15 protein-coding genes and 1 riboswitch are annotated in these 15429 nt (G+C 38.7%); of the genes, 4 read left to right on the plus strand and 11 right to left on the minus strand.

The window, feature by feature from the left end:
• Positions 1–2: 2 nt before the first annotated feature.
• Positions 3–3524: a transcription-repair coupling factor gene (mfd, locus tag AC3B5B_RS02605; protein ID WP_489769210.1), complete on the minus strand. Its 3522-nt coding sequence runs from the start codon at positions 3522–3524 to the stop codon at positions 3–5.
• A gap of 10 nt (positions 3525–3534) precedes the next feature.
• Positions 3535–4092, minus strand: coding sequence for an aminoacyl-tRNA hydrolase (gene pth, locus AC3B5B_RS02610; RefSeq protein WP_489757122.1), 558 nt, complete (start codon positions 4090–4092; stop codon positions 3535–3537).
• A 410-nt stretch (positions 4093–4502) separates the two neighbouring features.
• On the opposite strand from pth, the gene AC3B5B_RS02615 reads away from it, so the two are divergent.
• The 3 genes from AC3B5B_RS02615 (at position 4503) to cbpA (ending at position 6452) form a co-directional block, all read left to right on the plus strand.
• A complete protein-coding gene (locus tag AC3B5B_RS02615) occupies positions 4503–5474 on the plus strand; it encodes an L-lactate dehydrogenase (protein ID WP_489757121.1) in 972 nt (323 codons plus the stop codon).
• A 154-nt stretch (positions 5475–5628) separates the two neighbouring features.
• Positions 5629–5772: a hypothetical protein gene (locus AC3B5B_RS02620; RefSeq protein ID WP_489757120.1), complete on the plus strand. Its 144-nt coding sequence runs from the start codon at positions 5629–5631 to the stop codon at positions 5770–5772.
• 14 nt (positions 5773–5786) lie between these two features.
• Positions 5787–6452: a cyclic di-AMP binding protein CbpA gene (cbpA, locus tag AC3B5B_RS02625; protein WP_489757119.1), complete on the plus strand. Its 666-nt coding sequence runs from the start codon at positions 5787–5789 to the stop codon at positions 6450–6452.
• Positions 6453–6525: 73 nt separating this feature from the next.
• Here cbpA and thiW read toward each other — a convergent pair whose 3' ends face one another.
• The 8 genes from thiW to AC3B5B_RS02665 all read right to left on the minus strand — a co-directional run bounded on the left by thiW (position 6526) and on the right by AC3B5B_RS02665 (position 13729).
• Entirely contained in the window at positions 6526–7035 is a 510-nt protein-coding gene (thiW, locus tag AC3B5B_RS02630; RefSeq protein WP_489757118.1) for an energy coupling factor transporter S component ThiW, read from the minus strand.
• A 152-nt stretch (positions 7036–7187) separates the two neighbouring features.
• Positions 7188–7276: riboswitch (TPP riboswitch) on the minus strand.
• 44 nt (positions 7277–7320) lie between these two features.
• The gene (locus tag AC3B5B_RS02635; protein ID WP_489769211.1) at positions 7321–8034 is read right to left on the minus strand and encodes a C39 family peptidase; all 714 of its coding nucleotides are present in this window, start codon (positions 8032–8034) and stop codon (positions 7321–7323) included.
• A gap of 183 nt (positions 8035–8217) precedes the next feature.
• The gene (locus AC3B5B_RS02640; protein ID WP_489757116.1) at positions 8218–8562 is read right to left on the minus strand and encodes a type II toxin-antitoxin system PemK/MazF family toxin; all 345 of its coding nucleotides are present in this window, start codon (positions 8560–8562) and stop codon (positions 8218–8220) included.
• On the minus strand, positions 8546–8809 hold the full coding sequence (locus tag AC3B5B_RS02645) for a ribbon-helix-helix domain-containing protein (protein ID WP_489757115.1): 264 nt from the start codon (positions 8807–8809) through the stop codon (positions 8546–8548). Before AC3B5B_RS02645 ends, AC3B5B_RS02640 begins: the two co-directional genes overlap by 17 nt.
• Positions 8810–9039: 230 nt before the next feature.
• Entirely contained in the window at positions 9040–10164 is a 1125-nt protein-coding gene (gene alr, locus AC3B5B_RS02650) for an alanine racemase (protein ID WP_489769212.1), read from the minus strand.
• On the minus strand, positions 10124–10525 hold the full coding sequence (gene acpS, locus AC3B5B_RS02655) for a holo-ACP synthase (RefSeq protein WP_489757113.1): 402 nt from the start codon (positions 10523–10525) through the stop codon (positions 10124–10126). The genes alr and acpS overlap by 41 nt, the downstream gene beginning before the upstream one ends.
• Before the next feature lie 11 nt (positions 10526–10536).
• Positions 10537–12039 carry a degradosome RNA helicase CshA gene (cshA, locus tag AC3B5B_RS02660; protein ID WP_489769213.1) on the minus strand — a complete coding sequence of 501 codons (1503 nt, stop codon included), beginning with the start codon at positions 12037–12039 and terminating at the stop codon, positions 10537–10539.
• 322 nt (positions 12040–12361) lie between these two features.
• Positions 12362–13729 carry a UDP-N-acetylmuramoyl-tripeptide--D-alanyl-D-alanine ligase gene (locus AC3B5B_RS02665; protein ID WP_489769214.1) on the minus strand — a complete coding sequence of 456 codons (1368 nt, stop codon included), beginning with the start codon at positions 13727–13729 and terminating at the stop codon, positions 12362–12364.
• Positions 13730–13822: 93 nt separating this feature from the next.
• Here AC3B5B_RS02665 and AC3B5B_RS02670 point away from each other — a divergent pair, with 93 nt between their 5' ends.
• Positions 13823–15037 (plus strand): multidrug efflux MFS transporter, encoded by a 1215-nt coding sequence (locus tag AC3B5B_RS02670; protein ID WP_489757110.1) that lies wholly within the window; start codon positions 13823–13825, stop codon positions 15035–15037.
• 94 nt (positions 15038–15131) lie between these two features.
• On the opposite strand, the gene AC3B5B_RS02675 is transcribed toward AC3B5B_RS02670, so the two are convergent.
• Positions 15132–15380, minus strand: coding sequence for a type B 50S ribosomal protein L31 (locus AC3B5B_RS02675; RefSeq protein ID WP_489757109.1), 249 nt, complete (start codon positions 15378–15380; stop codon positions 15132–15134).
• Between the last annotated feature and the right edge of the window lie 49 nt (positions 15381–15429).

The following is a 15429-nucleotide window of genomic DNA, read 5'->3' on the forward strand; positions in this document are numbered from 1 at the left end:
TTTTAACTTGTCTTTTCTAATTTGGCCTGCGCCTGTTTAGCAAATGGCGTTAAAAGTTGCTTTAAACCAGCTAATAAATCATCGGTTGGTTTTAACTGTAATTTTATCACAAAATAATGGTGCTCATTAGCCACGCGGGCCTTAAAATCAACAGTTGCCAAATTAGCGAAAAGTTGTTTCCCTGTTAAATAACGATTAGCCGCTGGATCAAACGTTATTTCGACTTGTGTCTCTAGTTGCACAATCTTCTTAACCAATGCTTGATCGGCTAAAATCTTTATGGCACTAATCTGCAATAAATTAGTTACTTCTTGTGGAAAACGGCCAAAACGTTCCTGAAGTTCCTGCCCTAATTGGGTAATCTGCTCTAGGGACTTGGCTTCACGTAGCCGCTTATAAATTTCAATTTTTTGACTTTCATCACTGATATACTCATGTGGTAAATAAGCTTCGACATTTAACCGTAATTGAGCATCGGTTAACGGCGTTTGTGCTTGTTGATTGCGCTTTTTGGCAACTGCTTCATTGAGCATTTGCGTATACAAGTCATAGCCCACAGAGTCAATAAAACCATGCTGTTGCTGGCCTAATAAATTACCAGCACCTCGAATAGCTAAATCGCGCATTGCAATTTTGAAACCAGAACCTAACTCTGTAAAATTCTTAACAGCTTCCAAGCGCTTTTCGCCAACTTCTGTCAAAGTTTTATTAGGTTGATACATAAAATAAGCATACGCCACGCGACTGGAACGCCCAACCCGCCCACGTAATTGGTACAACTGAGATAAGCCATAATGATCTGCGTTCTCAACAATTAGCGTATTGGCATTGGCAATATCGACACCGGTTTCAATAATTGTGGTGGTCACCAACACATCATATTCACCATTTAAAAAACTAGTAATCACACTCTCTAACTGGTTTTCGGACATTTGACCATTAGCAATCCCGACTCGAACATCCGGAATCAAATCCTCCAAGATACTAACGGTTTGCTCCATATCTTCAACCCGATTGTGTAGATAAAATACTTGTCCACCACGCTGGATTTCGCGTTCAATCGCGTTTCGAATGACTTCATAATTTTGTTCCATAACAAATGTTTGAATCGGATAGCGGTTAGGAGGAGCCGTCTCAATCACCGACAAATCCCGAACCCCCATCATCGACATGTTCAAAGTTCGTGGAATTGGGGTGGCAGTCATGGATAAAACATCAATTTGTGATTTGAGTTGTTTTAAGCGTTCTTTATGCTTCACACCAAAACGTTGCTCTTCGTCAATAATCAATAGACCTAAATCTTTAAACTGGATATCCTTCGACAACAAGCGATGGGTGCCGACAACAATATCCACGCTGCCATCAATTAAACCTTGCTTAGTTTGCCGCTGCTGTGCTGTGGTTTGAAACCGTGACATAATCGCAATCTGTACCGGAAAATCCGCAAAGCGCTCCAACATCGTCTGGTAATGCTGTTGTGCCAAGATAGTTGTTGGTACCAAAAAAGCCACTTGCTTATTATCGTTGACCGCTTTAAAAGCTGCGCGTAAAGCGACTTCTGTCTTACCAAAACCCACATCTCCAACTAATAGCCGTTCCATGGGATGCGGTTTTTCCATATCTGCTTTCACTTCCGCAATACTACGCAATTGATCTGGTGTTTCAATATAAGCAAATTGTTCATCAAACTTTGTTTGCAAATCATCGTCTGGGGAAAAAGCAAAACCCGGTTCTGATTCTCGCTGAGCATATAATTTCACCAAATCATCAGCAATATCTTCGATGTTTTTTTGAACTTTTTGCTTAGTCTTATGCCATTCACTACCACCTAATTTATTTAACTTAGGTGATTTACCTTCAGCAGACACATATTTTTGGACCATGTTCAATTGCGTAACGGGAATAAACAACTTGCCATCATCACGATACTCAATGGTCATATAGTCCTGGTGCTTACCGTCCACTTCTAATGTTTGCGTACCCAAGAATTTACCAATACCATGATTAACATGGACTACGTAATCTCCCGGTTTCAAATCCGTATAACTTTTTAATCGTTGCGCATTACTAATCGTTGAACGGACACGTTTGCGTTGCGGCTGGCGATTGAATAACTCCTTATCAGTAATAATAACCACTTTTTCTTGGGGCAGATCAACGCCAGCATGAAAACCGCCAGCTACTAATTGAGTCTGACCTTTTTGTAAAGTGGTAAGCGTTGCGGTCTTGGCTGTGATCTCAAAATCGGCTAAAGTTCGTTGTAATTTTTGTAAATTACTTTGATTACTGATTAATAAAACAATCGTGTATCCTTGCTTTTGCCACCGGTTAATCTCCGTTTTTAATAACGGTAAATTACTAAAAAATTGTTGAACACTGCGGCTATTTACATGCAGCAATTGCTGTAAGCGAAAAGTATAGCTACTTCTTTGAAATAATGATAGATAAATTTGCGGCTGCTGGATTTTAGTCGTCACTTGATTAAATGTTTGCCGCAATTGTTGTTGTGGCAATAACTTGCCTGTTTCCAATTGTCCGCTCATCCACGCCGTATTTTCTTCAACATTGGCGCGCTCTTGTTCTTGCAAACGGTTATAGTCATCGTAAACCAAAACCCCAGTGGGCGCTAAATAATCAGTTAGCGTCGTAGTCGTAGAATATAATAAATCCACATATTGATTTAAATTAGCTGGCAGTTGTGCACGTAACATTTGGTCAATATCAGCTTGAAAATTGGTTCGCAACGCCTTTTTAGTAGCGTCATCTTTAATTTTCTTTAAATCAGCTTGCAAACGCTTTTGTAAGCGTTGACCACTTTGTTTCAAGACTTCTGGCGTGACTAATTGATCTTGCGCTGGCGTAATAGTTATTTGTGATAACTGCGCTTGGCTGCGTTGACTTTGTGGGTCAAATTCATGAATCGTATCAAGCTCATCGCCAAACAATTCTAATCTAACTGGTTGGTTACTGGTTAACGGATAAAAGTCTAAGATATCGCCGCGCAAAGCAAACTCACCGGGATGGGCAACTAAACTATCCCGCCGATATCCCAAAGTCACTAGTTGTTGTAGCAGGTGTTCCACCGTAATTTCTTGGCCGACTTTTAAACTTACTTGCGCTTCAGCAAATTGTTCTGGTGTTGGTAACAAATATTCCAGACCACTAACCGAAGTCACCACAATTCCCGGACGTTTCGTCTGTAAAAAATTCAAAGCTAAAATCCGTTGCCGTAAAGCCTGCGGTGAGCTAGTTGCTACTTGCGTCGCAATTAAGGCTTCCACTGAAAAGTTATACAGTTGCTGTGCTGGTAGCAATTGGTGTAAATCATCACATAACAAATCTGCATGGTAATTATTATCAGTAACGAGCAACACTGGTTGTTGTGTTTGCTCAACTAAAGTGGCTAAAAATAATGCTTTAGCCGATCCACTAAGACCCGTCAATAATTGTTTTGATTGCGGTTGTAATTGCGCAATAAATTTTTTCAAATCATGATTTTGTTTTAAAAAATCAACTAGTTGCACTATCTTTCTCCTAATTAAAATCATTCATTGTTTGTTGAAAATTATCCGTAGTAATCCATTGTTCAATCGCTTCAGCTGCCCGCTGGATGCCAGCTTGCGCCTGGGGCGCATCAGCCTCAGAAAATGGATCTAACACCCAATTAATCACTTGTGAACGTTTAGGATGCCCAATTCCAATCTTAACCCGCTTGAATTCTTTGGTTCCGACCGCAGAGATAATACTTTTTATACCATTATGTCCACCAGCTGAGCCTTGTTGACGTAAACGGACCTTCCCAATTGGCATATCTAAATCATCTTGAATCACTAAAATTTCTTCCGGACGAATTTGATAATAATCCATGAGCATTCGTACCGCATTACCTGAAGTATTCATAAATGTTAAGGGCTTAACTAAATAAATTGCTTCGCCCTGTAATTTAAAACGCACATCTAGTGCGGAACATTCTTTTTTGTTTAATTCCACTTGATAATACTGGGCCAATTGATCAATTGTCATAAACCCCATATTATGTTTTGTCTGATCATATTGTACGCCCGGATTGCCTAATCCAAAAATTGCCTTCATAATTTTTCACCTAGTTTTCAAGTTTTAATTACATAATTTATTAACTAATATTGCTTAATTTTTCCAATTCAATCTTTCTCTAAAAAATTTAAGTCCCTGCGGCTTAAAATGCTAGTGTTTAGGTTATCACTAATAATTAATGTTCGTTGTGGTTGAAAACAAAGCCCAGCAATTAATATTAATAGCTCGTAATTTTTGATTTCAACATAATTTTAACAAGCATTGCTGCTTGATTATAACATTTATCTTGAAAAAATATCCGTCATAGTAATGGAACTCAAATAGCTTTCTCAGGCTATTTTAGTCTAATTTAATAGTGTCAAATTACACAAACCACTTTTTTTTCAGAAACTTGCGTGGTAAAATCAAGTCGTGCAGTTATTAACAAAGTAAAAAAAGGGGTAGAATTCATGACAAGTATTACAGATAAAAACCATACTAAAATTTTATTAGTTGGTGATGGTGCTGTTGGTTCAACATTTGCTTACGCAATGACTTTACAAGGTATTGCTAACGAAATTGGCATTACTGATATTGCTAAAGATAAGACCAAAGGTGACGCATTGGACCTTGCTGATGCCACACCTTTAAGTTATCCAACTAAACTTTATTCTGCTGAATATAGTGACGCCAAAGATGCTGATATCGTTGTCATTACTGCTGGTGCTCCACAAAAGCCCGGTGAGACGAGATTAGATTTAGTTAATAAGAATTTAAAGATTCTACAAACGATCATTAAACCAATCGTTGATTCTGGATTTAATGGAATCTTTTTAGTTGCTGCTAACCCAGTAGATATTTTAACTTATGGTACTTGGAAGATTTCTGGTTTCCCAAGAGAACGGGTTATCGGTACTGGTACTTCACTAGATACTGCTCGTTTACGGAAATTTGTTGGTCAAGAATTAAATGTTGACCCTCGTTCAGTTCACGGCTATATCTTGGGTGAACACGGTGATAGTGAATTTGCTGCCTGGTCTCATGTAACAGTTGGGGGCTTAACAATGGCTGAATTGCGTGCTACTCATCCAGAATTAACTGAAGAAAAATTAGCTGAACTCAATGATACCATCGTTAATGCTGCTTACGACATTATTAATACTAAAGGTGCTACCTTCTATGGTATTGGTACTGCTTTAGCACGAATCTGCCAAGCTTTGTTACGTGATGAAAATACTGTTTTACCATTATCCGTTGGGATGAACGGTCAATACGGTGTCCAAGATCTATACATCAGTTCACCAACTGTGATTAACCGCAATGGTGTCCAAAAGATTTTGGAAATTCCTTTAACTGATGCCGAAAAAGCTAAAATGGACAATTCTGCAGCGCAATTACGGAAAGTTGCTGAAGATAGCTTTAAAGAAGTTGGCATTAAATAATTTAATTAAACAAAAGACTGAATTAGAGATTGGAGCAATCAGAGTAACAATCACTTCAGTCTTTTTTTATGGCCAAATTAATCGTCATTAATTTGTCAAACCCGGAACTTGGCTTTACAATAAAAGATAATAGATAATGATTGGAGGTTCATCAATGAAGAAGTTCATGATTATTTTATTAGTCTTATGTGTATTATGCGTTTTAGGCGGCATTGCTTTAGAAAATTGGTGGTTAGGTATTGTACCTTTGTTTGTTGCCTTTTGGCCAGCAGCTTATTTTGCTTCCAGCGATGAGTAGTAAAGGAGACAATCATGCTGATTAAATCACTTGTTTTAAAAAAACAATTTTTAACTACGGTTCAAGAATCAGTTACTTTAGCTGAAGCTTTACAAATTTTAGAAGATACTGGTTTTCGGTGTGTCCCGATTTTAGATGAAACGGGAACAATCTTTCGGGGCAATATTTATAAAATGCACATTTACCGTCACAAATCACGTGGGGGTGATATGAACTTACCAGTTACCTATCTAATCAAGAATGCAACCAAAACCATTCCCGTGAACGCTCCCTTTTTTAAAGTCTTTTTTAATATTAAAGATTTACCTTACATTGCTGTTTTAGACGAGAACAACCATTTTTACGGAATTTTAACACATACTAAATTATTAAATATGTTATCTGAAGCCTGGAATATTAATACTGGTAGTTACGTCTTAACGGTAATTTCCTCGGGACAAAGCGGCGAATTAGCAGCTATGTCTTCAATTATTAGTCGCTATGCTAATATTGCTGGTTGCTTAACCTTGGATGCCCGCAAAACAGCTCTCGTACGGCGGAATTTATTTACGTTACAATCGGGACTGACACCAGCTACGCTAGCAAAAATTGTTCATGAACTAGAAGAAAACAACTTTCGCGTAGCCGAAATTGATGATTTGCAAAAGGGCACTATTTTAAACGAGCTCCCCCAAGCTTAAAGTCAATTGAAGAATTTTTTTAATACTAAAATGAGGCTCGGACAATTTTGGTCCGAGCCTCATTTTTTATTTTTTAACGAAATAACTTTTGGATCTTTTGAAAGGTAGATAATTTACCCAATTTAATTAATAATAAACAAGATACAATAGAACCCATAATGGCTGCGCCTAAAAAACGGGGCGTATAAACGAATAAATATAAGCCACTAGCTGATCCTGTGAACCAGGCCATTACTGGATAAGATAATAATGAACCAATAATGCCCGTACCAATTATTTCTCCCAGAGCAGCTGCCCACGAATGCGGCCAAACTTTGTAAAAGAATGCCGCTAAAAAAGCGCCAAAAACCGCTCCTGTTAAAGCTAATGGCGGAATACCTAAAAATAGCATCCGCATTAACCCACAAATCAAGGCCATCAACGTCGCAGCGAACGGATTCATTAATACCGCCGCAATGATATTGACAACACTCGACATGGGAGCCATGCCCTCGACTCTCAAAATTGGTGATAGGATAAAATCCAACGCAATCATTAATGCTATCACTGTTAATCTTTTGACCTGCAAACTTTGTTTCGTCATCACTGTTTCCTCCAACTATTGAATTAAAGTCGAAGGGGGTTCACAGCCTTAAAAACATCTTGAAACCAAAATAAGTTCAAGAACTAATCAGCTTCAGCCAGATCTCAAAACAATTCCCTTATCTCAAGATCAGTTATCAACAATTAGCTGCCAGCTTATTTTGTGTCTATTCCTGCGCTAGTATTATCTAGATCAGGTTCACGAGTATGTTCTCAGCTATTTAGCACCCCGTAGACTTTCTAAAATTCATTATAGTAGCTTTTGTTGATTTAGGAACACCCAAATTTATTTTTGACTTAAATATAAATATTGAGCTCGCATTCCCGTAAAGGAACGCAATAATTTTTTAATTGGAACTTTCCGATCTTTTTTCTTGAGTGGGTCATTTACATAAAAATAATGTTGATCAATACCAGTCACAACTACCGAATGAATCAAAGGACTGACGGTCATTGTTCCTGAAGGCGTCTTCCATTTGAGCAAATCATTTTTGGTCACTGGTTGAAAATCTAACGTAGCCAAAATCCAAACTGGTTTCTCATGGTGTATCAAACGTTTTAAATCGGCTGGCTGTAAATTTTCGCCACTGTGAACCTGATATTTGTTACCGACAATTTGCCGACACAACTTACTAATTGGTTCCACGTAAACGCCCATAGCTGCATAACCATCTTTGATATTACCAACAAAACCCTTACGCGGATCACCATGGTGCGTCGCATCTACCAAAAAAGGCTGACGGTCAATCTGAGCTGCCAAGTCATTTTTAGTTTCGTGAAAACCATAGTATCGCAATAACATTGACAATGAAGTCACTTCACAGCCATTTTTTAAAGGATTATCCTCTAGTTGATTTTCGTAAGGTACATCTAATAAAACCTCTTGATGGTAAGTGAACGGATTATGCAGACCATCGGCGGCGATAAACAAATAATAACCTAGACCACCGAGTAAGAAGATTGCTAAAAAGAATATGACGAACTTTGTAGTTTTTTTCATATAAATAATTATACTCAGATACTAGCTTTTTTGTACGATAATTATTAATTTTGCTAGTCAAAAAAAGTTAAAACAAAAAATGCCCACAAATTTTTAAAAATTTGCAAACATTTTTGTGAAGACTGCTTTCTCAAATGCTATTTAGTACTTCCACTTACAACATCTTTTATCGCAATCTTAATTTTATACATGAATACTAATTCTTAAAGCTTTATCAACTGCACTCATTTTTTCTGCTGACAGAGTCGTTACTTTTTCTTTTAAACGTTGCTTATCAATTGTGCGAATTTGTTCAGTTAAAATCACTGAATCTTTACTAAAACCATCTTCCTTAGTAATACCAACATGCGTCGGCATCTTCGGCTTTTCGATTCGCCCAGTAATGGCAACAATAACGGTTGTCGGGCTGTAACGATTACCGACATTATTTTGTACTACTAATACTGGTCGCATTCCACCTTGTTCGGAACCAACCACGGGTGATAAATCGGCGAAAAATACGTCGCCACGTTTAATTGGAATAGCCACTGACTTGCCTATCTACTTCCTGTTCACAAATTGAAAAAGCATTACTTATTTCTTCGTTAATATCTGCCATATTTAAATAACCATCAACTAATTGACCTACCATCCGATCCTCTTGCTGAAAGAAGTTAAACAATGCTTCATCAATAACATAATTAGTATCACAAGCATTTTCAGCGCTATACTTCTGCAATCGATCGACGACATCAGAATCTAATTGAACGGAAAAATTTTTCTGAAATGCGGCCATGGTTATTCTCCCCCCTAATCTTTTACCAATTAAATATCATTGTCAACTACCGGACTCAGTCGCTAGCAACTAATTATCCAAAAATCAGCTAATAACTATTATATCTTGTTTAAAAGTTATTCATAGCTAGAGTTCAGTGTTCCAGAAGTCTGTTTTTTTAAACTTAATGTTATTTTAACACAATTAATTTAAAAAACAGGACTGCTTCTGACGTTAATTCAGTTGAGTACTTAATTAATATACGTGCGGGGAATTCGCTCGGATAGAGAACATAAAATTTCATAGTTAATGGTTTGACCATAACTAGCTACATCATCAACACTAATAGTTTGCTGGTCTTGAGTACCGATCAGCGTCACGGTAGTTCCTAACGCGTAACGCTGAGGAACTTTAATCATTAACTGATCCATACAAATGCGCCCCACAATCGGACACTTATGCCCTGCTACTAAGACCGAACTACCACTCAAATTTCGATGCCAGCCGTCAGCATAACCCAGTGGCACCGTGGCAATCCATTCCGACTCAGCTTGCACGGTATACGTTGCTCCATAGCCGACTTTGTCACCGGCATGTAACTGGCGCAAAGCAACAATTTGACTAGTTAAGCTTAAAGCAGGTTTTAAAGGTAACGACACATCACTACGCAACTTCCCGGCCGGACTTAGTCCGTACAAACCAATCCCGAGCCGCACCAAATTACTGTTGTCCAAAGTTGGCGCCCAAATAGCAGTGGCCGTATTAGCCATATGCACATAGGTAAACTTAAGTGGCAATGCAGTTACCGTCTGTTCAAAAGAGGCCCATTGTTGTTGAAAATAAGCCGAATTCTGTTCATCGGCAGTCGCAAAATGCGTAAAAATTCCTTCCGGAATTAATAACGGTGATTGCTCCAAGATTTGACAAGCCGCTAATAAACTTGCCTTATCTGCTGGCATTCGAAAACCAATCCGCCCCATCCCAGTATCCAGAGCTAAATGCACCTTCACCGGGGTTTTAACCTGTTTACTAGCTTGCACTAACCATTCATAGCTATCGACGGTTAGCGAAATGTCATGTTGTGTCGCCAACGGTGCTTGTTCAACCGGAACAACATTTAAGACCAAGATTGGTTCTGTAATATGAGCATGCCGCAATTGTAAGGCTTCGTCAATAGTAGCAACACAAAAACCATCCACTTGGACTTCCTGTAAAGCTTTGGCCACTTCTACCGCACCATGATGATAAGCATCAGCCTTCACAACCGCAAAAACTTGCCGCTGAGGGCCGGCCAATTGCCGAAAAGTCAAATAATTCTGTCTTAGTGCCTGCCGATCAATCGTGATCATTGTCGGACGGTGGATTGAAGGTTGCATCTGAACCACTTCCCTTTTCCAAGATAACTTCGGTCATTACATAAGTTTGAGTATGTGAAATCGAAATCCAAACAGTTCCAGTATATACCTTTTGTTTAACATAAGGTTGTCCATTATCACTATTTAAAATTGTTAAATCTTGAAAACTAACCGGCCCAATACCGGTGCCCAAAGCCTTACTAAAAGCCTCTTTAGCAGAAAAGCGGCCCGCCAAAAACTCTTTTTGACGCTGACCGCGATATTGATGAAATACATTTTGTTCTGCTACCGTTAAAACTTTGGTTAAAAAACGGGGCTGTTTTTGATAAGCCTGCCAAATGCGCTCAATTCCTGCTATGTCAATTCCTAAGCCTTGAATCAACTGAAACTCCTTTACCGACTATTATTAGTCCTAATTGTAAAGTTACGATGATGGTTGTTATTATTGTTGCGTTTTTGCCGGTCATCATGAGAATAATGCCGGCGATCATTATTATTGTACCGCCGACGGTCGTTACCCCGATAACGAGAATGTGACCGGTGATCATTACCACCACGGTAATTACGGTTATGGCGACTCGGCAATGGCCGTTCTGGTGTAATCTTTACCGGAATGGCTTCAGGATCTTTCGTCAAATTCTTCAATAATAATTCAACTAATTGAACATCATCATATTGTTCCAATAACTGTTGTGCCACTGTTTGAAACTTATCCAATTTACCATGGCTAATTTGTTCAGCAATCTTTTTAGTTGCATCTTCTAGCTGTCCAGCTAATGCTTGTTGATCAGTTGGCGGCTTTAAGGGCAACATCCGCACCTTAGTTAATTGCTCAATTGCACGTAAATAACTCATTTCATTTGGTGATACAAACGTGATGGAAATTCCAGAGCGACCGGCACGACCCGTCCGGCCAATTCGATGCACATAACTGTCTGGATCTTGGGGAATATCATAGTTAAATACGTGACTAACACCAGAAATATCTAAGCCCCGCGCAGCAACATCCGTTGCCACTAAATATTCTAATTTTCCCGCTTTAAATTGCTTCAGAACACTCATCCGTTTTTGTTGGGACAAATCACCATGAATACCTTCAGCATTATAGCCCCGCGCTTTTAAACCCCGAGTAATTTCATCAACCCGCCGTTTGGTCCGCCCAAAAATAACGGCCAATTCTGGCTTTTGAACGTCAAATAACCGAGTCATGGTATTAAACTTTTCATATTCCTTAGAACGAATCATATATTGTTCAATTTTATCTGCGGTTAATTCTTTAGACTTAATTTGAACTATTTTGGGATCCTTCATAAACTTCTCGGCAATATTCATAATTGGCCGCGGCATGGTTGCTGAATAAAGTAAGGTTTGATGATCCGCTTGCACATTCTTCAAGATATTTTCAATATCTTCAACAAAGCCCATATCCAACATTTCGTCTGCTTCATCTAACACAACCGTTTGGACATGGTCTAATTTTAAAGTATGGCGCTTAATATGATCCAAAACCCGTCCGGGAGTGCCCACGACAATTTGGGGATGATTACGCAAAGCTTGAATTTGCCGCCGAATATCGGAACCACCATAAACTGCTTGCACTGCTACATGATGATAGCGACCTAAACGATGCAACTCTTCTTGCGTCTGCACAGCTAGTTCTCGAGTTGGTGAAATAACCAAGGCTTGAACATAAGGTGCATGTGTATCCACTGTTTGCAATAATGGCAAACCAAAAGAAGCGGTTTTACCAGTACCGGTTTGTGCTTGACCAATGACGTCCACCCCTGATAAAACTAGCGGAATGGTTTTTTCTTGAATGGGCGTTGTCTCTTCAAAACCCGCTTCCTGTGTTGCTTTTAATAAGTCTTCATTTAAATTAAGTTCACTAAATTTCAAAAAATATCCTCCTAGAATTGTGAAAGTCAATCACAAAACAGGGGCTAGTTTTGTATCAAATCAACTGTCTTGTAATCATTATCATTATTTTTCAGAAACTTTCACTAGCTAACTACTTTACCACGTTTTGAATTGAAGATAAAGAACTTTAACTCAAATCAACTGTGACATGGAGCGTTGAGAAGTTAAGTATGGCTTACTTAAGTTTTGGTTTTTAAACTTAAGAACTTGGCCGTAGCTAGTCGCAAACTGCTGCTTCCGGGAACGTCACACCATTACAATCAGCTGTGAAATTGAGTTTTAAATTAAATACCGGAGCAATTTATTTCAATAGTGCCTGCACAACTTCATCTAAGTGCAAACCATTGCTAGCTTTTAATAAAACTAAATCATTGGCCTGAATCGTTGCTTTTAAATCATTAATTAATTGCTGCTTTTGGTTTAGTTCATAAAAAGCCACTGGAAAATCAGGTGGTAAAGCTTTTTGTAAAGCTGCTATCTGTTGACCATATAAGTAAATTTTATTAATTTTAGAAAAATCAATGGCTTGTGCCACACTGGCATGCAACTGAGCTGACTTTTCTCCCAGCTCTAACATATCACCCAACACTAATAGGCGCCGGCCTGGTTGTGTAATCGGAAATTCCTGAAAATTTTTAATCACATCAATCATCGCCGTCGGATTAGCATTATAGACATCACTTAAAATTTGTGTGCCGGCAGCTGTCCGCAACCACTGGGTCCGGTTTTTAGTAGGTTGAAAATCACGCAATGCTGACTGCATTCGTGTTAATGGCACTTGATAATGTCGACCTACTAACAGGGCTGCTAGAGCGTTATCCACATTATAATCACCCATTAACGGTAAACTAAACTCTAAGTTTTCATCCCAGTTAATTTTAAAATTAGTATGTGTCTGATAAGTCTGAATCATCGTCGGATACACATCTAATTGTGATTGCTGACCGAAAGTTTGTTTAGCCTGCGAAACAGTTTGGGCTCTAGTTTGCAATAGCGGCTCTGAGCCATTGTAAATAAACAAACCCGTTGTTTTTAAAGCCGAAACGATTTCCATCTTAGCATCCGCAATTTTAGCTCGTGTGCCGAAGAATTCAATGTGAGCTTCACCAATCATCGTAATGACTGCCACATCGGGACAAACTAATTTTGATAAAGCGGTCAACTGACCGGGACGATCCATTCCCATTTCTACCACTAAAATTTCCGTATCGGGAGCCATTTGTAAAATGGTTAGCGGTACTCCAATTTCATTATTAAAATTAGCCGGTGTTTTCGCTACGCGATATTTTTGCGCTAAAATCGCCGCTACCATATCTTTCGTCGTTGTTTTGCCATTACTGCCAGTAATGCCCACTACTTGGGGATGAACCTGAGCTAAATAGGCTTGGCTCAACTGTTGCACTGCTTTTAGTGGGTCAGCCACCACTAAATAATTCTCAACATTCGTAGCTGGTAACGGATGATCCGCTTGCCACAAGGTGGCCACAGCTCCTTGGTTCAGTGCTTGTGCAACAAATTCATGACCATCACGTTGATCAATCAAGGGAACGAACAAGGAACCAGGCGTCACTTTACGACTATCAAAAACCACATCACGCACGATGGGATCCTCACTAAAGGTTTGCTTCAATTGCAGCAATTGCGCAATCTGACTTAAATGCATTTTCATAAATGTACTCCTTAATTATTTTTATTGAGAATAATTGCCAGAAATTAACTTTTTGAGTGCTATAATATTTTCATGTAAATGGAAGTGAAATTAATGCAGGAAGATCGATATTGGCAAAGAAACATGTATATCTTAACGTTTGGCAATTTTATTGCCGGCATTGGTTTTAGCATGGTTGTGCCATTTTTATCATTATATATTAACACGTTACAACATTTTAGTAATGCTCAATTATCATTTTGGTCGGGAATTACATATTCCATTACCTTTTTAGTTTCCGCGGCTATTTCTCCGATGTGGGGCAAATTAGCAGACCGAAAAGGACGTAAGACCATTATCTTAAGGGCCTCACTGGGCATGGCTATCGTGATTGGTTGTATGTCTATCGTCACTAATGTGTATGAATTGTTAATTTTACGGGCTCTTCAAGGCATCTTTTCAGGATATATTAGCAATTCTAACACTTTAATTGCTACAACTGCGCCCTCCAAAAATGTAGGTAAAGCTTTGGGAACCTTAACAACCGGAACCGTGACAGGTAATCTATTGGGGCCGTTAATTGGGGGCGTGATCGCACAATCCTTCGGTTACCGCCTACCGTTCTTGATTACCGGTATTTTGTTATTGAGTGCCTTCGTTCTTTGTCTATTTTTCGTCAAAGAAGACTTTACTCCGGTACCTAAAGATCAACAGGCAACCTTTAAAGAAGTGTACCACCAAATTCCTAATCCCAAAATTATTATTGGCATGTGTATCACGACCTTCATTATTCAAACAGCTAATAATTCGATTAACCCTATTATTAGTTTGTACGTACATCAATTAATGCATGGTCAAGGTAAAGTGGCCTTTATTAGTGGTTTAGTTACTGCCATGCCGGGAATTCCATCCGCACTGTTAGCTTCGCGCCTAGGCGCTTTAGGTGACCGCATTGGGACTAAACGAGTCTTAATTGTGGGACTCATTTTTGCAACTATCGTTTATATTCCACAAGCTTTTGTCACTAATGTTTGGCAACTAATGGCTTTACGCTTCTTAGTGGGTATTTCAAACGCTGCCCTACTCCCTCAAGTTCAAACTATTTTAGCCAAAGAAAGTCCGCATGAAATTTCTGGCCGGATCTTCGGCTATAATCAAAGTTTTATGTACATTGGCAATTTTGCCGGTCCTTTATTAGGATCGTTAGTTTCAGGAACCTTAGGTTACGCCATGGTCTTCTTATCTACCGCTTTCTTAGAGCTAATCAATTTAGGTTTTGTTCAACAAGTGACCAAGAAACCTAAATTAAAAGACAATGTTAACCAATAGTCTACTAAGAATAACTTAACTACTAATTCTGAGCCGAAAATATTGGCCAATAAAAAACGTCCTCGTAATTGAGGACGTTTTTTTAGTAAAACAATTATTTTTCTGTCAAGCCATACTTCTTGTTGAAACGATCGATTCGACCATCAGCTTGTGTAAACTTTTGCTTACCAGTGTAGAATGGATGAGAATCAGAAGTAATTTCAACCCGAATCAAAGGATATTCTTTACCCTCATAATCGGTAGTTTCATTTGATTGAACTGTTGAACCAGCTAAAAACTTCTTACCCGTTGCTGAGTCCATAAAAACAACTTCATGGTAATCAGGATGGATTCCTTTTTTCATAATTGACACTCCTTGGCCCTAGACCATTTGCTGATCTAGAGATTAATTT

Source organism: Bombilactobacillus sp. ESL1187, assembly GCF_058107155.1.

What these genes read in the sequence shown, in the direction of transcription:
- cbpA (WP_489757119.1), top strand. Translation starts at nt 5,787, where the DNA reads ATGCTGATTAAATCACTTGTTTTAAAAAAACAATTTTTAACTACGGTT.
- pth (WP_489757122.1), bottom strand. Translation starts at nt 4,092, where the DNA reads ATGAAGGCAATTTTTGGATTAGGCAATCCGGGCGTACAATATGATCAG.
- AC3B5B_RS02615 (WP_489757121.1), top strand. Translation starts at nt 4,503, where the DNA reads ATGACAAGTATTACAGATAAAAACCATACTAAAATTTTATTAGTTGGT.
- AC3B5B_RS02665 (WP_489769214.1), bottom strand. Translation starts at nt 13,729, where the DNA reads ATGAAAATGCATTTAAGTCAGATTGCGCAATTGCTGCAATTGAAGCAA.
- AC3B5B_RS02635 (WP_489769211.1), bottom strand. Translation starts at nt 8,034, where the DNA reads ATGAAAAAAACTACAAAGTTCGTCATATTCTTTTTAGCAATCTTCTTA.
- AC3B5B_RS02675 (WP_489757109.1), bottom strand. Translation starts at nt 15,380, where the DNA reads ATGAAAAAAGGAATCCATCCTGATTACCATGAAGTTGTTTTTATGGAC.
- alr (WP_489769212.1), bottom strand. Translation starts at nt 10,164, where the DNA reads ATGCAACCTTCAATCCACCGTCCGACAATGATCACGATTGATCGGCAG.
- thiW (WP_489757118.1), bottom strand. Translation starts at nt 7,035, where the DNA reads ATGACGAAACAAAGTTTGCAGGTCAAAAGATTAACAGTGATAGCATTA.
- AC3B5B_RS02620 (WP_489757120.1), top strand. Translation starts at nt 5,629, where the DNA reads ATGAAGAAGTTCATGATTATTTTATTAGTCTTATGTGTATTATGCGTT.
- AC3B5B_RS02645 (WP_489757115.1), bottom strand. Translation starts at nt 8,809, where the DNA reads ATGGCCGCATTTCAGAAAAATTTTTCCGTTCAATTAGATTCTGATGTC.
- AC3B5B_RS02670 (WP_489757110.1), top strand. Translation starts at nt 13,823, where the DNA reads ATGCAGGAAGATCGATATTGGCAAAGAAACATGTATATCTTAACGTTT.